We start from the raw sequence: 21,660 nt of genomic DNA, 5'->3' as shown, positions 1-21,660 counted from the left end.
TCCTCAATTTTTGGCACTTGTATCGTTGGTGTTGCAAGCTTGCGTCACGCTTCCATTTCCGGATGAATAAAGCGCTGTACTGTTATTATTGGAAACGGCGCAGGTGGGGCATTGCAGTTCGCTCATCGTGCTGGCGTAGCGCCATCGCATATAGGCTGACTGTGTCAGGACCATTGTATGATTGATGATAAGCCCCAAAAGGCCAGGATAGTTCATCTGCGCCTTGACAATAATGCCATTATCGCACGGATACTGCACCAGACCACCAGACCCGCCACCGGATGTGCTGGGAGGGTTGCTTGTCATCAGATTAATCGCGTTATTGCTGGTGCCGGCCGCGCCGATACCGCTGCCGCCACTGGCAACGCAATTACTGCCAGAAACCGTGAAGTCCTGCTCCCATTCATCATAAAGATTGCTGCCATTATAAACAAAGGAGGAGGAGGAATTGCTGGCAGGCAGGCCCTTTGGCCCGGCTTGCATGGTCACACTCGCAATTTGCACGGTTAAGCCATTCGCGGGGTAGGGTTTAAACCCGGCAACCGCGCCATTGCAGACATCCTGCAGCGACGTACCGCCCCCCCCCGTGGCCGGAAGCGAATAAACACCGCTCACGGCGCTGCCCGGCGTCTCGATTGAAACCATCAAAGCCAGATTGCTTACAAAAGCATTCAGCTTCTCCTGCGCGCGGTACAGCGTGACAACCTCAATTAGCCCAATAAACAGCGGCAGCAGGAACAGGCCGAAGATAAGCGCGAATTCAACCGCTGCGGTGCCGCGCCTGTCGCTGAGAAGCCCGCGTTTTCTCATGGCTCAACCTCCGTCGCCGCGGCTGAATAGAGGTAATCCGTACCATTCTGCGTCACGACTGCATTCAGCGCGCTGTCCATGCTGAACGGGACAGGAAACGCCACCTGAATTAGCACGAATTGCGGCGCCCCTGCTGACGAACGCGTGATGGTTGGAAAATTGGCCGGCTTCGACAAGCCCGACGCTGTCAACCCACCCGCTTGACCAATGATCGAGGAAGAGTCACTGGCACTGCCAAAGTAAGAGCCACTCTGAACGGAATACTGCAGCTTACTGGTACAGCCATTGCCCGCGACCAGAGTAAATTCCTGACAAACGGCATCAACAAAGCCGGTCCCGGTGGTTACCTTGCCAATCTGTACCTCGCGTACGGCGGCGTTCAACGCCGTATCCAGCGTTAACTGCCAATACATATCCAGAGACAGAATAAAAATGGCGGCAATAATGAGAAAAAAGACGCTACCAATAATGGCGAACTCAACTGCGGTCGCGGCCTCCTTGTCCTGGGTAAAACGGCTAAGGATACGCCATACGCACAAGTTCACCCCGCCTCCTGCGGTCTCAAAAACTGGATATTTCAGAGCCAAACCAAAACATTACAAATCGTATAATAACACCTCCCTCTTACTCGACTTCCCGAATCCAATCCAGCGCTTTGATCTACCAGGGTTTACCCTGCCTGTTCCCCAGCTCGGGGCCCTGCCTGCACATGCTTAGATAAAAATTATGTCCTATTGTAGAACAGGCTGTTCAACGCGAAAGGCCGAAATGGACAGCTTTATTTGACCCAGTCCATGAGCATCGCCCAACGGAGGACGGGCGTACATTTGAGCGTCGGGAATAATCTGGCACTTGGAAAAAACCCGCTTTCCTATTCAGTGACCATGCAGAAATACATGGCACGACAAGGCGTCCAGGAGGCAACAGATGACTCGTATCAGATCCGCAGCTTTGCGCGAAAAACTCATGCAGGCCGAGGAAGCGGCGGCCCTTATTCCACCTGGCTGCACGGTGGGGATGAGCGGCTTTACCGGCTCAGGCTACCCCAAGGCGGTACCGCAGGCACTGGCCAAGCGAATTGAGGAAGCGCGCAACGCGGGTAATCCGTTCCGGGTGAAAATCTGGACAGGCGCCTCCACCGGGCCGGAGTTGGACGGCGCGCTGGCCAGGGCGGACGGCATTGAATTCCGCCTGCCCTTCAATTCTGACCCCGTCGCGCGGGAAAAGATCAATAAGGGCGAGATGGAATATCTCGACATGCATTTGAGCCAAGTGGCGCCCATGGCGTGGCAGGGCTTCCTCGGCAAGCTGGATGTGGCGTTGATTGAAGTTGTGGGCATCACCGAGGATGGTTCGCTCATCCCCTCCTCCTCCGTCGGCAACTCCAAAACCTGGGTTGACCGCGCGGATAAGATTATTCTTGAAGTGAATAACTGGCAGAATGAGGCGCTGGAAGGGGTGCATGACATCTATTACGGCACCGCCCTGCCCCCCAACCGCGTGCCCATCCCACTGATCCGCCCGGACGACCGGATCGGCCAGACCACCATTAAATGCGACCCTTCCAAGGTGATCGCGGTGGTAGAGACCAACTCGCCGGACCGCAACTTGCCCTTCGCCAAGCCTGACGGCACGGCCTATGCCATTGCCGGGCATCTCATCGAGTTCCTGGAGCATGAAGTGAAGATGGGGCGGCTGCCGGAGCATTTGCTGCCCATCCAGTCCGGGGTGGGCAACATCGCCAATGCGGTGCTGTCCGGACTGAACGAATCCCGCTTCGAGAACCTCACCGCTTATACCGAGGTGATTCAGGACGGGATGCTGGATATGCTGGACAGCGGCAAGCTGCGCTTGGCCTCGGCCACCGCCTTCTCGCTCTCCCCCAGCGCGGCGGAGCGGATGAACAACAACATGGCGGAATACCGCAAACATATGATCCTGCGGCCGCAGGAAATCTCGAACCATCCGGAGTTGGTGCGACGTCTGGGCTGCATTGCCATGAACGGGCTGATCGAAGCAGATATTTACGGCAACGTGAACTCCACTCAAATCATGGGCTCACGTATCCAGACCGGCATTGGCGGCTCGGGTGATTTCGCGCGTAATGCTTATGTGTCGATCTTCATGACCCCGTCCACGGCCAAGGATGGCGCCATCTCCTCAATCGTACCGCTGGCGGCGCATGTGGACCATATCACCCAGGACGTGCAGGTAATTGTGACGGAGCAGGGGCTGGCGGATTTGCGCGGACTTTCACCCAAGCAACGCGCCCAACTGATCATCGAGAATTGCGCGCACCCAGACTACAAGCCAATGCTCCGCGATTATTATAACCGGGCACGGGAGCATTCCTACGGCCAGCAATCGCCCTGCCTGCCGGGCGAGGCCCTGTCCTGGCATCAGCGTTTTATCGACACGGGCACGATGCGCGCCTGAGCGCAACAGGCCGAAAAGCGACTGGTTCTTCTTAACAAGCGTAACGTCCTCCGGTAGCATTTCATGAACAGCCATAATGGCGAACAGAAATGTACCGGAGGTTCAAGATGGCACCTGCCCTTATTTCCCGCCGGCCTTTGTTGACAGCCTCGCTTTGCGGCGCGGTGGGGCTGCCTCTCGGCGCCCGGGCTTCCGCGGCTAAGAGCGTTGACCCGGCCAGGCTCGACAAAGCCATCGCCGCCACTGATGTCCTGACGCAAAGCCTGATGAAAAGCTCCCGGATTCCGGGCATTGCCGTTGCCGTGGTGCAAGGCGAGCAGATGCTGTTTGCCAAGGGTTATGGCGTAAACAAAATAGGCGCAGCCGATGCGGTTGATGCGGATACCGTGTTTCAGCTTGCCTCCATCTCCAAGCCGCTGGGCGCGACTGTGGTGGCGCATCAGGTGGGGATCGACAGCGTTGCATGGAACAGTCGGATGCAGCACCTGCTGCCCTGGTTCGCCCTATCCAGCCCCGAAGCCACGCGTGAACTAACCATCGCGGATCTGTACGCTCACCGCTCCGGTTTGCCGGACCATGCGGGGGATGTGCTGGAAGATCTGGGCTATGATCGCACGGAAATTCTCCATCGGCTGCGGCTGGTGCCGCTCGATGGGGTCCGGAAAAAATACCACTACACCAATATGGGCATTACCGCCGCCGCGCAGGGTGTGTCCGACAAGGCAGGCAAGGATTGGTCTAGCCTGTGTGAAAGCGCCCTTTATCGCCCGCTGGGCATGCACCGCACGACCTCTGATTTCCGGACCTTCATCGCCATGAATAATCGTGCCGCTGGGCATGTGCAGGAAAATGGCCGGTTTGTGCCGGGGCCGGTCCGCAACCCGCAGGTGCAGGCGCCCGCTGGCGGCGCCAGTTCCAGCGTGAACGACATGGCGAGATGGATGTCGTTGATTCTGGGCATGGGGCGTTATCAGGGACAACAGTTGGTCTCAGAAGAAGCACTTACCCCCGCCCTTTCCCCCCAAATGCTGATGCGCCCCGCACAGGATGGCCAGCCAGCCAGCTATTACGGGTTTGGCTTCAATGTCGGCACCAGCGATGGCGGTTATAAGATGCTTAGCCATTCTGGCGCGTTCGTGCTGGGTGCGGCCACCAATGTCATGATGCTGCCGGAGTTGAATATCGGCATTGTGGTGTTGACCAACGCCTGGCCCGTGGGTGTGGCCGAGGCGATCGGCCTGACCTTCCTGGATTATGTGCAGTTTGGCCAGGCGAAAAAGGACTGGGTGGCCTTCCTGGCGCCGATTTTCTCGCAAATAACAGCGCCGGAAGGCACCCTAGCTGGCAAAACACCCCCTACCTCCCCCGTACCACCGCAAAACCTCTCTGCTTACACGGGAACATATCAGAACCCTTATTATGGCCCCCTGAGCGTGACGGAAACAGCCGACGGGCTGGTGCTGACCGCCGGACCCGGCAAGGTGACGCTGAAATGCCCCCATTGGGACGGCGATGATTTTGTCATCCATCCCGACAATGAAAGCGCGCCCCCCGGCTCGGCCTTCAAGGTTAGCTTCTCCGGCACGCCGCCGCACAAGCTGACATGCGGCTTCTTCGACGAAACCGGCCTGAATGCCTTCACCCGCTGACCACCCGCGCAGAACCGCTCGCCCCCTTCGTGGAAAATAAGGCAGAATGGTATGCATGGCCTCGTTTTTCTCTATTAGGCCTTGAACCCCCCTGGGATTTCCGGGAAATGTAGGCCAATGTGCGTGAAGTCAGGACGTCGCCTTTCCTTCGATTTTAATGTTGGCAAAATTGGTACGGCCCGTGGCCGAGGCTGATCCATACCCACACGGACGCGGATTGAAGCATGCAAGCTGGCTAACCACTAGCCTGGTGCTGCTGGCGGCGATCGGGCTGTGGGAAATTGTTTCCATTCTCCAGCTTTTCCCTCCCATCGCCTTGCCGCCACCAAAGGCTGTTTGGCGGGCATTCGTGATTTTGTTCACGCGCGGTTATGGCGGGCATACAATCTGGACGGATATCGGCATTAGTTCACTGCGCGTGGTCATCGGCTTTCTGGGGGCAATTATCATTGGCGTGCCCTTGGGGCTGTTGATGGCTCGGGTACCCCTTATCTTCCGCATTGTCGATCCGTTCTTGCAGTTTATCCGCCCGGTGCCGCCTTTGGCCTATATTCCGCTGCTGGTGGTATGGTTTGGCATTGGGGAACTGCCAAAAATCCTGTTGATTCTAGTAGGTACAATTCCGGTCATCATCATCGGCACTATCTCGGGTGTGAAGGCCACACCGCCTTTACGGCTAGCCGTGGCACGCACGCTGGGGGCCAGTGAGCGGCAGATTTTCCGTCATGTGATCCTGCCCTCCGCCTTACCGGAGATTTTCACCGCCGCGCGGGTGGGAATCGGCGTCGCCTGGACCTGCCTGGTAGCGGCCGAGTTGATTGCCGCGGACCAGGGGTTGGGCTGGCTGGTGCAATATGCCGGGCAGGCGTTGCAGGTGGCAGTTGTGATCGCGGGGATCATTGTCATTGGCATTCTTGGCTATGCAATGGAGCTGGCGATCCGGCTCGTGGAAAACCGCACCGTGCCCTGGCGCGGGCGGCAATGACGTCAAATAACAAGGGGGCATCATGCTGAAGAAATTTCTCCGGGCCGGATTGCTGGGTGTCAGCGCCGTGGCCGCAACCACCCTTCCCGCCTTCGCGGGTAAGCCGAATATTGTGATCGGCTATGAAAATAACGGCGCTGATCCTTACATGGTCACGCAAGGTCAAGGGTTGTTCCAGAAGGATATAGACGCCAATGTGACCATGAAATTCTTCGATTCGGGCCCGGCGGCTATGAGCGCGCTAGCCTCTAACAGCCTGCAATTCATGTGCGGGCTGGGTATTCCGCCTTTCGTGGCGGCCATCTCCCAGGGGCTGCCGCTGGCGATTATCTACAATCAGGAGCGCTACACATCCGCCGCCGGAATCGCGGTGCGGCCAGGGGCAGGCATCAATTCCGTCGCGGACCTGAAGGGCAAGAAGATCGCCATAGTGCAGGGCTCCCAGGCCAGCTTTGAGCTGGCGACCTTCCTGCAGGAGGCCGGCCTGCCGTTCTTGGCGGTGCGGCAGGTCAATATGTCACCGCCGGAGATGCGCGTCGCCTACACGACCAAGGCCATCGACGCCGCCATCGTCTGGGACCCGGTTTTTGACGCGCTGCGGGCCGAGGGCGCGAAGGTGCTGACAACCGACGCGGACCTGCCGCGCTACGCGTCCTCCTATAATGTCTGCATCGCCAACACCCATTGGGTACAGGCACATCCGCAGTTGGCTGCGCAATTCGTCAAGGCACTGGATGAAGGGGTGACCTACACCAAGCAGCACCCGGACAAGGCGCTCGCCATCATGGCCAAGCAGGCCGGGATTGATGAGAAAACCGCCGCCTCCGAGTTGAAAGGCTATGAGATTTTCTCGGCCAAGGACCAACTCAGCCCGAACGTGCTGGGCAGCGGTGCGGGCGTGGCGGATTCCGCTACCACCAAGACACTGACCAACACCGCCGCCGTGCTGCTGAAGATCGGGCGCATCATGACGCCGCTGGCGAATCCGGCGAAGGCTGTCGATTCGCGCGTCGCGGCAGAGGCTTTGAAGTAACGTATGCCCATCGAAATCGAGGGCGTTACCAAGACATTCAACGGCCAGCGCGCGCTTGATGAACTGTCTCTGCGTGTCGAGGATGGCAGTTTTCTGACCATTCTCGGCGCCTCGGGCTGCGGCAAATCCACCCTGCTGAACATACTCGCGGGGCTGGAGACGCCCAGCACGGGGCGAATCCTGCTGGATGGGACGCCCGTCACCGGCCCTGGGCCGGACCGGGTGGTGGTGTTCCAGAAGCCCGGCCTGTACCCATGGCTGAGCCTGCGGGACAATATCGCCTTCGGTTTGCGGATGCGCGGCTCCTCCAGTCTGCCCTGGCGGGAGGTGGACCGGGTGATTGAGCTGATCGGGCTGAAAGGCTTTGAAAAGCACCGGCCTTACGAGCTTTCCGGCGGGATGCAGCAGCGCGTGGCCATTGCTCGGGCGCTGGTGATGCATCCGCGCGTGTTGCTGATGGACGAGCCCTTTGGCGCGCTGGACGCGCAAACTCGCGAAACCATGCAGGAATTCCTGACCGAGCTCTGGGAGCGCATCCAGGCCACGGTGATTTTCGTGACGCATGACATCGACGAAGCCATCATGCTTGGCTCCCGACTGGTGGTGATGAGCGCGCGCCCAGGACGAATCAGCCTGGACGAGCCTGTGACGCTGGGCCGCCCCCGTGATTGGGACATGATCACCACCCCGGACTTTCTGGCGCTCAAGCGGGCAGCGCGGCGGATTCTCGCCGGGCAGACGCATTGATGATCCGCCTCTTGCCTCATGGGAGTAATTAGGCTTAACGGAGATCAGCGCGTTGTACGCGGGTGTAGCTCAATGGTAGAGTCCCAGCCTTCCAAGCTGGCTGTGCGGGTTCGATTCCCGTCACCCGCTCCAACGGTCCTGGTTTCTTTTTAAAGGGATCGGGTCACAAAAAAGGTGCCGAGACTTGACATTCGGTGCTGCAAAGTGTGGAAGGCGCTTTCCATGCTGGTACGGATAGGGGCGTAGCTCAATTGGTTAGAGCGCCGGTCTCCAAAACCGGAGGTTGAGAGTTCGAGACCCTCCGCCCCTGCCATCCCTTCCCAGCACGTTCGCAGTTTTTGGAGTTTGGTCCGTCTTGGCGTTCAACGTGTTGAAATTCGCGCGCGAGGTTCGTACCGAGGCGTCGCGCGTCACTTGGCCAAAGGGCAAGGAAACGGTGCAGCTCACCGGGATCGTGCTCGCCATGGTGGTTGCCACCTCTTTGTTTTTCCTGGCGGTTGACGGGATCATCGGCGCTGCTATGCGCGCCCTGTTCGGCGCTGGAGGTTAAGGAAATTTCGATGGCCAAGCGCTGGTACGTTCTGCATGTCTATTCCGGTTTCGAGAAGAAGATCGCCCAGCAGATCAAGGAGCAGGCTGAGCTGAAGGGCTTTGCCGAGCATATCGGCGATATCGTGGTACCGGCCGAGGAAGTCACCGAGGTGCGCCGCGCCCAGAAGGTGAACACCGAACGCAAATTCTTCCCCGGCTATATCCTGATCCACATGGATATGACCGATGACACTTGGCATTTGGTGAAGGATATACCGCGCGTCACCGGGTTCCTGGGCAGCCGTAACAAGCCAAGCCCGATCACCAACGCCGAAGCCGAGCGCATCATGAAGCAGCAGGAGGAAGGCACCGAGCAGCGCCGTCCGGCCGTTGTGTTCGAGGTGGGCGAGCAGGTGCGCGTGGCCGACGGCCCCTTCACCAGCTTCAACGGCGTGGTGGAAGAGGTGGACGAGGAGAAAGGCCGCGTGAAAGTCTCCGTCTCCATCTTCGGCCGCTCCACCCCGGTGGACCTGGAATACGCGCAGGTCGAAAAGCTGTAAGCGAGATACAACTGACAGACTTGTAATTCACAAACCTGGGATTATCTCTCTTCCGGCATTTCGAAAGACGTTTTAAGTGTCGGATACTTATAAAAAATCTAACCGGCGCCGCCTTATGGTTGGCGCCGGATTTGTCTTTGCCGTGCTAGCGCTCGGTGGGTGGCTGATCCATTATATTTTGATTGGCCAATATCTCGTCAGTACGGACGATGCTTATCTGGCCGCGGACTCAAGCCTGGTTGCCTCCAAGATCAGTGGCTATGTCACCAAGGTGGCGGTGCTGGAGAACGAGCCCGTGACCAAGGGCCAACTGCTGGTACAGATTGACCCGCGCGATTATGAAAATGCGGTGAAGGTAGCGCAGGCTGGGCTAGCCAGCGCCCAGGCTGAACTGGTCAATGACCAAGCACAGCTCTCCTTGCAGGCGTCCAAGATCGCTGCTGCCATGGCCTCCGTGGAAGGTGACAAGGCGCGGCTAACTTTTGCCGAGCAAAATCAACGCCGTTACGCCACGCTGTCCGCCAAGGGTGCCAGCCCGGTCCAGAGCGCCGATCAGGCTGACACGGATTTACGCACCGCCCGCGCCAACCTGGCCGCCGACCGGGCCACCGAGCAAGCCGCGCAGCGCCAGGTTGACGTGCTGAACGCCCAGCTTGCGGGCGCCAAGGCCGCCGTGACCCGCGCCCAGGCCCAACTGGCCCAAGCCCAGCTGAACCTGGAACACACCGCCATCCGCGCCCCGTTTGACGGCGTGGTGGGCAACAAGACCGTGGCGACGGGAGATTACCTGCAACCGGGCACGCAGATCATGGCCGTGGTGCCGCTCTCCAAGGTCTATGTGCTGGCCAATTATAAGGAGACGCAGATCACCCATATCCGCCCGGGCCAAAGCGTGAAGATCCATGTGGACGGCTTCCCCAACCTCAAGGTTCGCGGCCATGTGGACAGCATCTACCCCGCTTCCGGACAGGAATTCGCCTTACTGCCGCCAGACAATGCCACCGGCAATTTCACCAAGATCGTGCAGCGCGTGCCAGTGAAGATCCTAATCGACCTGACACCGCAGGAGGTCGGCAAATTACGGCCGGGCATGTCAGTGGAGCCGGAAATCGACACGCGTAGCGGGAAATGACCGAGAACATCGCGGAGGCAATTCCTCTTAAAAACAGAATCGCCGTGGCCGGGGCCCTGCTTGGCGCGTTCATGGCCGTATTGAATATTCAGGTGGTGAACACCTCCCTGCCCGATATTCAAGGCGGCATCGGCACCGGGCTGGATAATGGCGGCTGGATTTCGACAGCCTATTTGATTGGCGAGATCATTGTAATCCCGCTCTCGGGCTGGCTGATGAATGTGTTTTCGCTGCGGCGTTATCTCATCGGCAACACCATTTTGTTCCTGCTGTTCTCCGTGGCGTGCGGGCTGAGCACGAACTTCCCGGAAATGGTGGCACTGCGGGCCATTCAGGGCTTCACGGGCGGGGTGCTGATCCCGCTGGCGCTGGTCTGCGTCATGATCTTGCTACCGCCACGGGCGCGCTCCATGGGCTTTGCCATGTTCGCGCTTACCGCCACCTTCGCCCCGGCCATCGGCCCCACGATCGGCGGCTGGATCACCGATGCCTATGGCTGGCGTTATATCTTCTTTCTCAATCTGGTCCCTGGCGCGTTTATGCTCCCCGCTTTGTTCTGGGGGTTGGCACCCGCGCCAATGCGGCTGGACCAGTTCTTGCGCGGCGACTGGCTGGGGGTGTTCACCATGGCCGTTGGGCTGGGCACGCTGCAGACAGTGCTGGAGGAAGGTAATAAGGATGACTGGTTCAGTTCCAGCTTCATCACCCGCCTCTCCTTGATTTCAGCGATCTCGCTCGGGATCTTTCTTTTCCAGGAACTGCGCCCCGGTAATAAGGCGCCCTTGGTGAATTTGCACCTGTTCAGCCGCTGGAATTTCAGCTTTTCGTCCATCTCCAACGTGATGCTGGGCTTTGTGCTCTACTCGGCGGTTTATCTGATCCCGCTCTATCTGGCCGAGGCGCATGGTTACAGCGCTAGGCAGTCCGGTGAGGTGATGGCCTGGATCGGAATGCCGCAGCTCCTCATTATTCCTTGCATGCCGTGGCTGATGCAGCGTTTCGACCCCCGCCGCCTGCTCTCTTTAGGGTTTCTGCTGTTTTTCATCAGTCTAATAATGAATCTGAAACTTGGCCCCAATGATAGCGGCCCGCAATTGCTCATCCCCAACCTGATCCGCGCTGTGGGGCAAGCCATGGTTTTCCCGCCTATCACGATGATCGCCACGGCGGGAATCGCGGCGGTGGATGCCGGGTCGGCCTCGGCCTTGTTCAACATGCTCCGCAATCTAGGCGGTGCGGTCGGTATCGCCACGGTGGAAACCTTCGTCACTAACCGTGAAAAATTTCACTCCTTTATTATCAACCAGCATGTGAGCCTGTTAGAGCCTGCCACACGCTCAAGAATTGATGCAACGCAACATTATTTCGAAGCGCATGGCATGTCGGACCCTAACGACGCGCGGCATCAGGCCATCATTCTGCTTGGCAAAACCATAAGGCAGCAAGCCAATTATTTTGCGTACGGCGATGCCTTCGGTTTGCTAGCCTTGGGCATGCTCCTGGCGTTAGCGGCGTCTCTGTGCATCCGGCGTGTTAGCGGACCGGCGCCGCCCGGCGCACACTGATACGATACCAAATTGATCTGCGTCATGTTCCGCCTGCGGGAATCCTTTTACTTACTTGCGAGTAAGTATTTTTGTACGCTTTTTCATTAAAATGCAGCAGCCTAAACCCTTGCACCGGATTGGAAATGGTCTAGGCTCTGGAAAAAGAAAAAGGAGGTCCACATGGCTCGAGTTGCATTAGTCACTGGTGGAACACGCGGTATCGGAGCTGCCATCAGCATCGCGCTGCAGAAATCAGGGCGGCTTGTTGTAGCCAGCTACGCTGGAAATACAGAGGCTGCGCAAGCCTTCCAAAAAGATACCGGAATTGAAACAATCAAGTTTGATGCAGGGAGCTTCGAAGAAACCGTTGCCGCAGTAAACGATATTGCGTCGCGGCATGGCGCCATCGAAGTTCTCGTGAATAATGCAGGCATCACGCGCGATGCCGTGCTCAGCAAGATGACCCGCGAAATGTGGGATGCGGTGATCGACACCAATCTCGGCTCCTGCTTCAATCTTTGCAAGGCCACGTTCGATGGTATGAAAGCTGCGAAGTTTGGGCGTATCGTGAATATCGGCTCTATTAACGGCCAAGCCGGGCAATATGGTCAGGTGAATTATGCTGCCGCGAAGTCCGGTATTCATGGTTTCACTAAGGCCCTGGCACAGGAAGGTGCCCGTTACGGTGTTACCGTTAACGCCATCGCGCCCGGCTATGTGGATACGGACATGGTGCGCGCCGTTCCGCCTGACGTTCTGGAAAAGATCATTGCGAAAATTCCCCGTGGCCGCCTGGGAAAAGCGGAAGATATCGCGCGCGGAGTACTCTTCCTGACGGCTGACGAAGCGGATTTCGTGACCGGTTCCACAATCTCTATCAATGGCGGTCAGCATATGTACTGAGGCGCCATAATACTTCGCACAGATCTTCAAACATAAAAAAGGCGTCTCTTTTTGAAAAGAGACGCCTTTTTTAAAGTGCAAAAACTTTACGGCATTAAGTATCGAGATTTGCTACCTTGAGCGCGTTATTCACAATAAACTCGCGGCGCGGCTCAACAATATCGCCCATCAATGTCGAGAAAATCTGGTCTGTTCCTTCCGCATCGGAAATTTTCACCTGCAGCAAGCGGCGTGCCTGCGGGTCGAGTGTTGTTGCCCATAGCTCTTCCGGGTTCATCTCGCCCAACCCTTTAAAGCGGCTGATTACCAGCCCCTTGCGGCCATGGGCCAGCAATGCATCCCACATGGCCGCCGGACCATGCACGGGTTTGGCAAGTCCACCATCAATGGCAAGTGTGGCACCCTGCGTGAACAACTCAGCCATCCGCTCAGCCCGTTCAGCCAGATACCGCGCCTCGGCGGTACGTAGCACGACGGCTTCAAGGGTGTAATGCTCGGCCACGCCGCGCACGGTCCGGCCAATTTTTACCCCCTCCTCGTTAGAGGTCACCACCCAACCGCGCTCGGTGGGCTGAGAGATCGCGTTCAACCGCGCCGCCAGGGCTGCATCCTTCGCCACATCGTTCAGCGCAGCCGGAGACAGCAGCCCAGCAATTGCAATCTGCTCTAGATAAGCCTGGGGCAGCGTGTTCTCCATGGCCCGCAAGCGATGCACCAACTGGCCGATCCACACCGCCGCCTCACGTAGCTCATCCCCCGAGAGGGACAGAGCCTCATTGGTTAGCACCGAGTCGCCTAGCGCGCGGTCAAGCAAGAAGGTTTCCAGCGCCGCGTCATCTTTCAGATAACGCTGATCATTGCCGCGCTTGGCGCGGTAAAGCGGCGGCTGGGCGATGTAGAGATAACCTTGCTCAATAAGCTGAGGCATCTGCCGGTAGAAGAAGGTGAGTAACAGCGTGCGGATATGCGAGCCGTCCACATCCGCGTCCGTCATGATGACGATGCGGTGGTAACGCAACTTGGCGGGGTCGAAGCCCCCTTGCTCCGAATCCGCGCGGCCAATGCCCGCTCCCAGCGCCGTGATCAGCGTGCCAACTTCCGCGCTGCTCAGCATCTTGTCGAAGCGCGCGCGCTCCACATTCAGGATTTTACCCTTCAGCGGCAAAATCGCCTGATATTTCCGGTCGCGCCCCTGCTTCGCGGAGCCACCGGCGCTGTCACCCTCAACAAGGAATAGTTCGGACTTCGCCGGATCACGCTCCTGGCAATCCGCCAGCTTGCCGGGCAGCGAGGAAATATCCAGCACCCCCTTGCGGCGGGTGAGTTCACGGGCCTTACGCGCCGCCTCGCGAGCGGCGGCGGCGTCAATGACCTTCTGGACGATATTCTTCGCTTCCTTCGGGTGCGTCTCGAACCAATGGCTCAGCGCATCCGCCACGGCGGCCTGCACCACCGGCTGCACCTCAGAGGAGATCAGCTTATCCTTGGTCTGTGAAGAGAATTTTGGATCCGGTACCTTTACGGACAGCACGGCGGTCAGCCCCTCGCGCATATCCTCGCCAGAGATGTCGGCGTTATCCTTCTTGCCGCCCATTTTCTTCGCATAAGCGCTCACCACACGTGTCAGCGCCCCGCGGAACCCGGCCAGATGCGTGCCGCCGTCGCGCTGCGGGATGTTGTTGGTGAAGCAGAGCATCGTCTCATGGTAGGAATCGTTCCAGGTGCAGGCGAACTCCACTTTGATCCCATTTTCCTTCACCTCGGACATCGCCATGATGGGCTCTGGCAGCAGGGAGGATTTGGCGCGGTCCAGCCAACGGCAGAACTCTTTGACTCCGCCGTCATAATGGAACTCGTTTTCCTGGAGGGGCTGATGCCGCTCGTCCCGCAGCACGATGGCGAGACCTGAGTTCAGAAACGCCAATTCCCGCAAGCGGCGCTCGAACACCGCATAGTCGAATTCCGTTTGGGTAAAGGTAGCGGCGGAGGGTTTGAAGGTGACTTCCGTGCCGTTGGGATGGTTGGACGGACCGATCAGCTTCAGCGGCTGCACCGTGTCGCCATTCTCAAAACGGATAAAATGCTCCTGGCCATTGCGCCAGATCCGCACCTCCATCCAGTCTGAAAGCGCATTCACCACCGCCGCGCCCACGCCGTGCAAGCCGCCTGAGACCTTGTAGCTGTTCTGGTTGAATTTACCGCCCGCATGGAGCTTGGTCAGCACCACCTCAGCGGCGGAAATACCTTCCTCGACGTGAATATCGATGGGGATGCCACGGCCGTTATCGCGAATGGACATGGAGCCATCGCCATTCAGCACTGCTTCCACCCGATTGGCGAAGCCAGCCTGTGCCTCGTCGACCGCGTTATCGATGATCTCGAAGCCCATATGATGCAAGCCGGAGCCGTCATCCGTATCGCCAATATACATGCCGGGCCGTTTGCGGACGGCATCCAACCCCTTCAGAACACTGATCGATGCGGCATCATAGGCATCGTCTTGCGGGGCTGGCTGAGGCGTATCGGACATAATCTGTAACAGGCTCCAGGATCGACATTTGGAGCAGTTTTTATACAGGATTTCCGCGCAAAAGCCTAATAGGCCATGGCCGCGGGCCGGAACATGGCTGGCGCGACTTCCCGGTCCGTCAGGGCATCTGCAAGCGTGGTAATCGCTTGCCGGAACGGGCCGCGATGCCGCGCCGCCAATGTACCATAGCTGGTATGGCCGGACATTATGCGGGGCAGATCTGGGATTTCCACATCAATCTCCTGACCCAGTTGGTTCTCCATGAAGGTCCGACTCAACGCGCCCGGAGCCGTGGCCTTGTTGAGCAGCAGAAGCGGGCGTTGTATCTCATTAGGCCCACCGGGGAACTGCAGAAGCCTCTTCGCATTGCGCAGCGAGAGCAAGGTCGCGTCCAGAACGATCACACGCTGCTGGGCTTGCACCAATAATTGCCGGGCCAGCGGTGTCAGACGCGCACCGGCATCGGCAACCACATGATTATACCGGCCGCGTATAACCTCGGCGAATCGGGTTACCGCCTCGGGATCACAGCGTACAGTCTCACTTAACGGCTCCAGCCCCGCGATCACATGCAACCGCTCCCCGAAATCATGTACACAACGCTCTATCAGCAGTTGGTCCACCCTTTCCGGCGTTGTCAAAACCGATGCCAGCCCTCGATTCGGGGGGATATCGAGGTAAAACGCCAGCGTGCCGGTGTTTATCTCACCATCCAGCAACACCGTGTGGCGATGGAGTTCCGTCGCTATATACCACCCCAAATTCACGACAATGCTGCTTGTTCCCGCCCCACTGCGCGCCCCGCACAACACGATCATACGCCCCCCGCGCGTCGCTTTCGCTGTACGGGGGCGTGACGCGATGGCGGGTAGAAAATATTGATTTAGCGCGTCCTCGGTCAGCGGCTTGGGCAGATATTCCTTCACCCCCAAACTTTTTGTGATGGTCCGATAAAAATTGACATTCCGGTTCTCGCCCACCACCAGCAACTCCGTTCCTTCATCAATGATGTCCGCCAGCTCCATCAAGGCGTTAATCGGCTGATCCTGCCCGCAAAGGTCCACCAGAACGGTCTTTGGCGTGACCATGCCTGCCAGCCTGCTCAAGGACTGCCGGAAGCCTTCCTGATGCACCTCCACACCTTCAACATCGTGCCCTTCCAGAACGGAACGCAGCAGGGTCGCGCTGTCCTGATCCTTCAAAAAGCCGACGAAAGACAGGCGCTCTGACGCTACGGGAACGGGCCGTCGATGCGACAGGCTGTTGTTATATTGAACCTGCGAACGTTCAAGAATGGCGGGCAGGCGCGGCTGGCTATCGGGCTGTTCCTGCATGGCGGCATCTCCTTTTCAATCGGGAAATTTCAGCAGAGTGGAATTGCCATCACGTTAATGTCCTGGCTGGCATGGGTGCCTGTATTGCAATGAGGTTGCGGGGCATGGCGCGGCGCTCTATCAGCGCCGCTCATTTTGGATTTTCACAGGATAAGATGGCTCGGCAGAAAAAAGGCCGCAAACTGGACGGCTGGATCATTCTCGATAAACCGCAAGGCATCACCAGCACGCAGGCGCTGAACAAGGTGAAGCGTGCTCTGGACGCCCAGAAAGCCGGGCATGGCGGCACGCTGGACCCGCTGGCCACCGGCATTCTGCCGCTGGCCTTCGGCGCCGCCACCAAAACCGTGCCTTATGTGATGGACAGCACAAAAATCTATCACTTCACCCTGAAATTTGGCGAGGCGCGGGATACGGACGATGCCGAGGGCGCGGTTATCGCCATCTCTGAAGCGCGGCCCAGCGATGCGGAAATTCTCGCCGCCCTGCCCCAGTTCATTGGCACTATCATGCAAACCCCGCCTGTGTTCTCCGCCATCAAGGTGGATGGTGAGCGCGCTTACGACATGGCCCGCGACGGCCGCCCGCCCGAACTGCCGCCTCGCCCGGCGCAGGTGGACCGATTCGAGCTGATCTCCCGCCCAGACGCCGACCATGCGGTGTTCGAGGTGCAGTCCGGCAAGGGGGTCTATATGCGCTCCCTGGCGCGCGACCTCGCCCGCGCCTGCGGCAGCGTGGGGCATATCGCCGTCCTGCGCCGCCTGCGCGTGGGGCCATTCAAGGAGAACATGGCAGTTCCTCTAGACTTTTTTCTCAATTCGGAGCAGAACCCCGCCACTCTTGCCGAAACTTTGCTGCCGCTCGAGACCGCGCTGGACGACATCCCGGCTCTGGCCCTGAACCAAGCAGAGTTTTTCGCCCTGTCCCAGGGCCAGGCGATCAGCCTGGTGGACCTGATGGGGCGCATTCCGGAAGCTGCCAACCCCGACGAAGGGCTGGTGCGCGTAACGGCGGCGGGGCGTGTAAAGGCCCTGGCCCGACTCTCTGATGGGTGGCTGAAGCCCGAGCGCTTGTTTTAACGTCTTTTTTAAGGGATATCACGATGTCGATTACACCTGAGCGCCGCGCAGAGCTTATCAAGGAATACGCCACCGCGGCCAATGACACGGGCTCCCCGGAAGTACAGATCGCCCTGCTCTCCGAGCGCATCTCCAACCTCACCGAGCATCTGAAGACCCACGCGAAGGATTACCATTCCCGCCGCGGCCTGCTGATGCTGGTTGGTCAGCGCCGCTCGCTGCTGGACTATCTGAAGCGCAAGAGCGTCAAGCGCTATCAAGACCTGATCGCGCGCCTCAACCTGCGCCGCTGATCCGAAACGGGGCCGCAAGGCCCCGTTTTCTTTTCGGGAGGAGACCATGAACCATCACGCCTTGCGCCGCGCCGCGCTGGTAGTGCTTATCCTGAATTTCGGGTTCTTTTTCTTTGAATTCGCGGTGGCGCGGGCCATCGGCTCTGTTTCCCTCTTTGCCGACAGCGTGGATTTTCTGGAAGATTCAGCCGTGAACTTCCTGCTGCTCGCGGCTCTTGGCTGGCCCCCCAAGGCGCGCGCCAAAGCGGGCATGGTCATGGCCGGGCTGATCTTCGTGCCCAGCCTCGCAACCCTTTGGCAGGCCTTGTTAAAAATCTGGCACCCGGATGCGCCGGACGCCACCTGGCTCTCCCTCACCGGCCTTGCCGCCATGGCGGTGAATTTCACCGCGGCAATGATCCTCGCCCAACATCGTCATACCGGCGGCAGCATAACCCGCGCCGCGTTCCTCTCGGCCCGTAACGATGTGCTGGCCAATGTCGCCATCATCCTGGCCGGGGCAGTCACAGCCCTTCTCTGGCATAGCCTCTGGCCGGACCTGATCGCGGGTATTGGCATAGGCGCGATGAATTTGGACGCGGCAAAGGAAGTCTGGGAAGCCGCGCGGGAAGAACACGCCGCCTGAGCACGTTTTTATCAGCGTCGATTCCTGGAAATATAAATCCAGAGTTCATGCACGGCATAGCAAAGTCCCGCCAAGGTGGCGGGCACCAGAAAATACATGACGCGGAACAGCAAGATCGCACCCAGCGCCGAGGCAGCGGGCATAAACCCTGAAAACCCGAGCAGCAGCACGGAATCAAACACCCCTACCCCGCCTGGCAGTCCAGAGAGCGACCCCGCCGCGAAAGCCCCCAGGTAAAGGCTGAGCGTATGCGGATATGTCAGGCCTGACGAGGCGGGCAGAACAGCGTGCAGAATGGCGCAGGCGCATGTAATGTCCAGGCAGGAGAGGCAGATCTGCGCCAGGGCGATCCGCCCGCCCGGCAGCGCGATGCGTTTGCCGAACAAGACCACAGCCTCCCTCCCCCGCGCGGCCGTAATATAAGCTACCGGCACCGCCAGCAGCACAGCCCCAACAACACGCAGTAAGGCAGGCGCCAAATCCCCGGGCAATGGAACGGAGACTGGGTCCAGCAGCAAAAGCGCGCCCAGCAAAGTTAAGACCCCCAGCGTGAAACTGCTGCCGGACAGCGCGACGATCCTCGCAATACCGCCCGGCGGCACCGCCCAATGGGCATAAAAACGCAACCGGATTGCTGCGGCCGTAAGCGCAGGTGCCCCCAAAACATGGCTGAGCGAATAAGCGCAAAAAGACGCCAAGCCGATATTTGTATAAGGCAGCCTGGGGCTGTCCCCCGCCCGGCGGGCAAAGAACACACCCGGCAAATCATAAGTTACCATGATGCAGATGGAGGCCAGCAGCAGCCCCACGGCACGCGCCACGTCCCAGAACGGTGTGGCCAGGAAGGCTTCAAAAATCTCGGCCAACCCAACCTTAGCCAAGACCCTATGCAGCCCGAGGGCTATTCCCGTCAGAAGCAGAAGCCCGAAAACGGGCGGCAGCAGCTTCAGGTAGCGGCGCAATGGATCAGGCCGCCGCCTCCTGGCGCGCCAGGCTGGTCTCGATCAAAGCGATGGTCCGCTTCACACCGTAAAGTGCGATAAACCCGCCAAAGCGCGGCCCTTCCTGCGTGCCAAGCAGCACTTGATAGAGGCAATCGAACCACGCCTTCAGCGGACTGAAGGGATGGCGTTTACCAATGGCATAGACAAGGTTTTGCAGCCGTTCCGCCTCTGTCTCGCCCGGATATGCCGCTTGCTCACCCACGCGCAGGCCGTTCGCCAGATCCTCCAGCGCCGCGCGCTCCACGTCCGTCGGGGCGCGGTAATGGCGCTTCGGCGCTACGAAGTCGCGGTTATAGGCCACGGCATAATGCACCAGTTCGGCCAAGAACGGATAGTTCTCGGCATCGGCCTCGGGCATATAAGCGCGGATGAAGCCCCATAGCATTTCGGCATTATCCGCATTGCTCACCGAGGCGAGGTTCAGCAGCATGGTGAAGCTAATCGGCGATCCTGCATGTTCCGGCAGCTCCCCACCATGAATATGCCAAGCCGGGTTCACCTTCTTGTCCGCCGCCGTCGGAAGTGAAGCGACATTATTGATATAATCATCCGTGGAACGGGGGATCACATCAAAAAACAGCCGCTTGGCGCGTTGCGGCGCATGGTACATGAACTGCGCCAGAGATTCCTTTGGCGCGTAGGTCAGCCATTGCTCAATGGAGAGACCATTGCCCTTGGACTTGGAGATTTTCTGCCCCTTTTCGTCCAGAAACAGTTCGTAGGTCAGGGTGACCGGCGGCTCCTTGCCCAAGGCGCGGCAGATGGAGGAGGAGAGCTTCACGGAATCGATGAGGTCCTTGCCGGACATCTCATAATCCACATCCAGCGCGTACCAGCGCATCGCCCAATCCGCCTTCCATTGGAGTTTGGCATTGCCGCCCAGCACTGAGGTCTCGAGTTTGATCCCGCTCTCCGGGTCCATCCAGAACACGGTGCCATGGTCGGCATCTACCTTGTCGATGGGCACCTGCATCACGATGCCGGTGCGCGGATGGATGGGAAGAATTGGCGAATAGGTCGCCTGACGCTCCTTGCCCAGCGTGGGCAGGATGATCTCTACAATCTCCTCATGGTGCCGCAGCACATGCAGCAGCGCATCATCAAACCGCCCGGACTCATAATAGTCACTGGCGGAGGCAAACTCGAACTCAAACCCGAAGGCGCGCAGGAAGTCCTGCAGCATGTTATTGTTGTGGGCACCGAAACTGTCGAACTTGCCGAACGGGTCGGGGATACGCGTTAGCGGCTTGCCAAGATGCTGGCGCAGCATCTCCTTGTTCGGCACATTGTCCGGCACCTTGCGCAGCCCGTCCATGTCGTCGGAAAAGGCCAGCAGGCGAGACTTCAGGCCCGTGAGGTCCGTGAACGCCTTGCGCACCCAGCTGGTACGCGCCACCTCGCCAAACGTTCCGATATGCGGCAGGCCTGAGGGGCCGTAGCCCGTCTCAAACAGCGCCTCGGTTTTACCTTTCTGTTTCAGCCGCTCGGCAATACGTTCGGCTTCACGGAAGGGCCAGCTCGGCTGGGAGGTGCTTGTATTATCGCTCATGGTGAAGCTTGCTCTAGAGCCGGATCGGTTTCAGTTCAATCTCCCAAGCGAGCAGTGCTGCATCACGGATTACCGATTACACGCGGCAAGCCTGGGCGCCAGGTCGCGTTGTCCGGTGCGTTCATTGAATAAACATGCACCTTTTTCGCCTCGGGAGACTGGATCACCGCCACCGGGTCGGGGCCTGAAAAAGCCGCCGAGGCGATATCCGCGTCCAAATCTGGCGGCATGTCGCCAAGGCGCTTCCAAGCCGCCAGCACCCGATGCTGATAAGGCAGCCCGAGATCCGGCAAGACAGAGTGATAATCCGCGATGGCGGCCTTCCAGGAGCCAGATTGAAACTTCAGCCGCGTGAGATAGCTGGCAGCGTAAGCGGCGTTCCTGGAGGGATTGAACGCATCGGCCAGCGAGGCAAACGCACCGGGGTGATGCTCCAGGCTGATTTGGAAACAGCCTACATCAATATCCCGCGCACCGGAGGCCCTCGCCAGTCGTACAAATGCCTCCGCGTCCTGCTGGCTGGCGAAGTAGCTGCCATGGCCGTCCACATTCACCGTCCAGGGCCAGGGCACCACATGGCCAGTCTGGGGTTCGATCCGGCCGCTCTCCACCATGCCGATTGACAACAATAGATTGGTTGGTAACGCATCCACCTGCTCCGCCGTGCGGCCCGCTGAAACACAGGCGGCGCCATCTGCCATATCGGCCAGAGCCGGCATGGCGCACAGGCATAAAAAACCCAAGGCAAGGCGGAAGGTCACGTCTTTGCTGATACCGGCCAATGATTTGAACTTAGTGAAGCAAGCCTTGTTCTAGCCAAACTGGCGCCCGATGACGAGGCTTTAATATCCTCTCCAGCCTTGCCGCCTTGGCATCCGCGCAGCTCCCCCCAGCTTGAAGGGGCAAACCGGAC

General features: G+C 58.9%; 20 protein-coding genes and 2 tRNA genes. 15 read left to right on the top strand and 7 right to left on the bottom strand.

All coding sequences use genetic code 11. The features are described 5' to 3' along the window. Window positions 1-3: 3 nt before the first annotated feature. Together BUB54_RS00880 and BUB54_RS00875 are read right to left on the bottom strand one after the other, a co-directional pair. Entirely contained in the window at window positions 4-810 is an 807-nt protein-coding gene (locus BUB54_RS00880; protein WP_048879199.1) for a TadE/TadG family type IV pilus assembly protein, read from the bottom strand. Next, window positions 807-1,355: a TadE/TadG family type IV pilus assembly protein gene (locus BUB54_RS00875; RefSeq protein WP_158320118.1), complete on the bottom strand. Its 549-nt coding sequence runs from the start codon at window positions 1,353-1,355 to the stop codon at window positions 807-809. The genes BUB54_RS00880 and BUB54_RS00875 overlap by 4 nt, the downstream gene beginning before the upstream one ends. Window positions 1,356-1,737: 382 nt before the next feature. Between BUB54_RS00875 and BUB54_RS00870 the strand changes: the two genes are divergently transcribed. The 12 genes from BUB54_RS00870 (at window position 1,738) to phbB (ending at window position 12,333) form a co-directional block, all read left to right on the top strand. Continuing rightward, on the top strand, window positions 1,738-3,246 hold the full coding sequence (locus BUB54_RS00870; protein ID WP_048879201.1) for an acetyl-CoA hydrolase/transferase family protein: 1,509 nt from the start codon (window positions 1,738-1,740) through the stop codon (window positions 3,244-3,246). 107 nt (window positions 3,247-3,353) lie between these two features. Next, on the top strand, window positions 3,354-4,895 hold the full coding sequence (locus tag BUB54_RS00865) for a serine hydrolase (RefSeq protein ID WP_073211078.1): 1,542 nt from the start codon (window positions 3,354-3,356) through the stop codon (window positions 4,893-4,895). A 181-nt stretch (window positions 4,896-5,076) separates the two neighbouring features. Next, the gene (locus tag BUB54_RS00860; RefSeq protein ID WP_244890737.1) at window positions 5,077-5,880 is read left to right on the top strand and encodes an ABC transporter permease; all 804 of its coding nucleotides are present in this window, start codon (window positions 5,077-5,079) and stop codon (window positions 5,878-5,880) included. A 22-nt stretch (window positions 5,881-5,902) separates the two neighbouring features. Further along, window positions 5,903-6,913, top strand: coding sequence for a taurine ABC transporter substrate-binding protein (locus tag BUB54_RS00855; protein WP_048879203.1), 1,011 nt, complete (start codon window positions 5,903-5,905; stop codon window positions 6,911-6,913). Between the two features lie 3 nt (window positions 6,914-6,916). Next, window positions 6,917-7,660 carry an ABC transporter ATP-binding protein gene (locus BUB54_RS00850; protein ID WP_048879204.1) on the top strand — a complete coding sequence of 248 codons (744 nt, stop codon included), beginning with the start codon at window positions 6,917-6,919 and terminating at the stop codon, window positions 7,658-7,660. 58 nt (window positions 7,661-7,718) lie between these two features. Next, window positions 7,719-7,792: transfer RNA gene (locus tag BUB54_RS00845), tRNA-Gly, on the top strand. A gap of 104 nt (window positions 7,793-7,896) precedes the next feature. After that, window positions 7,897-7,973 (top strand) — tRNA-Trp (locus BUB54_RS00840). A gap of 54 nt (window positions 7,974-8,027) precedes the next feature. Beyond that, window positions 8,028-8,210, top strand: coding sequence for a preprotein translocase subunit SecE (gene secE / locus BUB54_RS00835; RefSeq protein ID WP_342351554.1), 183 nt, complete (start codon window positions 8,028-8,030; stop codon window positions 8,208-8,210). A gap of 10 nt (window positions 8,211-8,220) precedes the next feature. Further along, entirely contained in the window at window positions 8,221-8,751 is a 531-nt protein-coding gene (gene nusG / locus BUB54_RS00830; protein ID WP_048879206.1) for a transcription termination/antitermination protein NusG, read from the top strand. Window positions 8,752-8,827: 76 nt separating this feature from the next. Next, window positions 8,828-9,883 (top strand): HlyD family secretion protein, encoded by a 1,056-nt coding sequence (locus tag BUB54_RS00825; RefSeq protein ID WP_280521936.1) that lies wholly within the window; start codon window positions 8,828-8,830, stop codon window positions 9,881-9,883. Further along, the gene (locus tag BUB54_RS00820) at window positions 9,880-11,448 is read left to right on the top strand and encodes an MDR family MFS transporter (protein ID WP_048879208.1); all 1,569 of its coding nucleotides are present in this window, start codon (window positions 9,880-9,882) and stop codon (window positions 11,446-11,448) included. The genes BUB54_RS00825 and BUB54_RS00820 overlap by 4 nt, the downstream gene beginning before the upstream one ends. A 162-nt stretch (window positions 11,449-11,610) precedes the next feature. Then, the gene (gene phbB / locus BUB54_RS00815) at window positions 11,611-12,333 is read left to right on the top strand and encodes an acetoacetyl-CoA reductase (protein WP_048879209.1); all 723 of its coding nucleotides are present in this window, start codon (window positions 11,611-11,613) and stop codon (window positions 12,331-12,333) included. A gap of 94 nt (window positions 12,334-12,427) precedes the next feature. Here phbB and gyrB read toward each other — a convergent pair whose 3' ends face one another. Both gyrB and BUB54_RS00805 read right to left on the bottom strand, forming a co-directional pair. Next, window positions 12,428-14,863: a DNA topoisomerase (ATP-hydrolyzing) subunit B gene (gene gyrB, locus BUB54_RS00810; RefSeq protein WP_048879210.1), complete on the bottom strand. Its 2,436-nt coding sequence runs from the start codon at window positions 14,861-14,863 to the stop codon at window positions 12,428-12,430. Window positions 14,864-14,928: 65 nt separating this feature from the next. Next, the gene (locus BUB54_RS00805; protein ID WP_048879211.1) at window positions 14,929-16,197 is read right to left on the bottom strand and encodes an AAA family ATPase; all 1,269 of its coding nucleotides are present in this window, start codon (window positions 16,195-16,197) and stop codon (window positions 14,929-14,931) included. Window positions 16,198-16,352: 155 nt separating this feature from the next. Here BUB54_RS00805 and truB point away from each other — a divergent pair, with 155 nt between their 5' ends. From truB to BUB54_RS00790, 3 genes are read left to right on the top strand one after another with little or no spacing between them, the layout of a single operon-like run. Next, complete coding sequence (gene truB, locus BUB54_RS00800; protein WP_048879273.1) at window positions 16,353-17,276, top strand: tRNA pseudouridine(55) synthase TruB; 924 nt, start codon at window positions 16,353-16,355, stop codon at window positions 17,274-17,276. Between the two features lie 23 nt (window positions 17,277-17,299). Next, a complete protein-coding gene (rpsO, locus tag BUB54_RS00795; protein ID WP_048879212.1) occupies window positions 17,300-17,569 on the top strand; it encodes a 30S ribosomal protein S15 in 270 nt (89 codons plus the stop codon). Between the two features lie 46 nt (window positions 17,570-17,615). Further along, window positions 17,616-18,194 carry a cation transporter gene (locus BUB54_RS00790; protein WP_048879213.1) on the top strand — a complete coding sequence of 193 codons (579 nt, stop codon included), beginning with the start codon at window positions 17,616-17,618 and terminating at the stop codon, window positions 18,192-18,194. An 11-nt stretch (window positions 18,195-18,205) separates the two neighbouring features. On the opposite strand, the gene BUB54_RS00785 is transcribed toward BUB54_RS00790, so the two are convergent. The 3 genes from BUB54_RS00785 to BUB54_RS00775 form a co-directional block, all read right to left on the bottom strand. After that, window positions 18,206-19,156, bottom strand: coding sequence for a putative bifunctional lysylphosphatidylglycerol flippase/synthetase (locus BUB54_RS00785; protein ID WP_048879214.1), 951 nt, complete (start codon window positions 19,154-19,156; stop codon window positions 18,206-18,208). A 4-nt stretch (window positions 19,157-19,160) separates the two neighbouring features. Further along, window positions 19,161-20,747, bottom strand: a complete 1,587-nt coding sequence (locus BUB54_RS00780) for a lysine--tRNA ligase (protein ID WP_048879215.1) — start codon at window positions 20,745-20,747, stop codon at window positions 19,161-19,163. A 62-nt stretch (window positions 20,748-20,809) separates the two neighbouring features. Then, window positions 20,810-21,466 carry a lysozyme family protein gene (locus tag BUB54_RS00775; protein WP_217652412.1) on the bottom strand — a complete coding sequence of 219 codons (657 nt, stop codon included), beginning with the start codon at window positions 21,464-21,466 and terminating at the stop codon, window positions 20,810-20,812. Between the last annotated feature and the right edge of the window lie 194 nt (window positions 21,467-21,660).

Source organism: Acidocella aminolytica 101 = DSM 11237 (assembly GCF_900129125.1).
Taxonomy (GTDB): domain Bacteria; phylum Pseudomonadota; class Alphaproteobacteria; order Acetobacterales; family Acetobacteraceae; genus Acidocella; species Acidocella aminolytica.
This window is presented reverse-complemented; position numbering and strand designations above follow the sequence as displayed.

Excerpts from the sequence above, each read along its gene's own strand:
- BUB54_RS00880 (WP_048879199.1), bottom strand. The coding sequence starts at position 810 with ATGAGAAAACGCGGGCTTCTCAGCGACAGGCGCGGCACCGCAGCGGTT.
- BUB54_RS00870 (WP_048879201.1), top strand. The coding sequence starts at position 1,738 with ATGACTCGTATCAGATCCGCAGCTTTGCGCGAAAAACTCATGCAGGCC.
- BUB54_RS00865 (WP_073211078.1), top strand. The coding sequence starts at position 3,354 with ATGGCACCTGCCCTTATTTCCCGCCGGCCTTTGTTGACAGCCTCGCTT.
- BUB54_RS00855 (WP_048879203.1), top strand. The coding sequence starts at position 5,903 with ATGCTGAAGAAATTTCTCCGGGCCGGATTGCTGGGTGTCAGCGCCGTG.
- BUB54_RS00850 (WP_048879204.1), top strand. The coding sequence starts at position 6,917 with ATGCCCATCGAAATCGAGGGCGTTACCAAGACATTCAACGGCCAGCGC.
- nusG (WP_048879206.1), top strand. The coding sequence starts at position 8,221 with ATGGCCAAGCGCTGGTACGTTCTGCATGTCTATTCCGGTTTCGAGAAG.
- BUB54_RS00820 (WP_048879208.1), top strand. The coding sequence starts at position 9,880 with ATGACCGAGAACATCGCGGAGGCAATTCCTCTTAAAAACAGAATCGCC.
- phbB (WP_048879209.1), top strand. The coding sequence starts at position 11,611 with ATGGCTCGAGTTGCATTAGTCACTGGTGGAACACGCGGTATCGGAGCT.
- gyrB (WP_048879210.1), bottom strand. The coding sequence starts at position 14,863 with ATGTCCGATACGCCTCAGCCAGCCCCGCAAGACGATGCCTATGATGCC.
- BUB54_RS00805 (WP_048879211.1), bottom strand. The coding sequence starts at position 16,197 with ATGCAGGAACAGCCCGATAGCCAGCCGCGCCTGCCCGCCATTCTTGAA.
- truB (WP_048879273.1), top strand. The coding sequence starts at position 16,353 with ATGGCTCGGCAGAAAAAAGGCCGCAAACTGGACGGCTGGATCATTCTC.
- rpsO (WP_048879212.1), top strand. The coding sequence starts at position 17,300 with ATGTCGATTACACCTGAGCGCCGCGCAGAGCTTATCAAGGAATACGCC.
- BUB54_RS00790 (WP_048879213.1), top strand. The coding sequence starts at position 17,616 with ATGAACCATCACGCCTTGCGCCGCGCCGCGCTGGTAGTGCTTATCCTG.
- BUB54_RS00780 (WP_048879215.1), bottom strand. The coding sequence starts at position 20,747 with ATGAGCGATAATACAAGCACCTCCCAGCCGAGCTGGCCCTTCCGTGAA.
- BUB54_RS00775 (WP_217652412.1), bottom strand. The coding sequence starts at position 21,466 with ATGCCGGCTCTGGCCGATATGGCAGATGGCGCCGCCTGTGTTTCAGCG.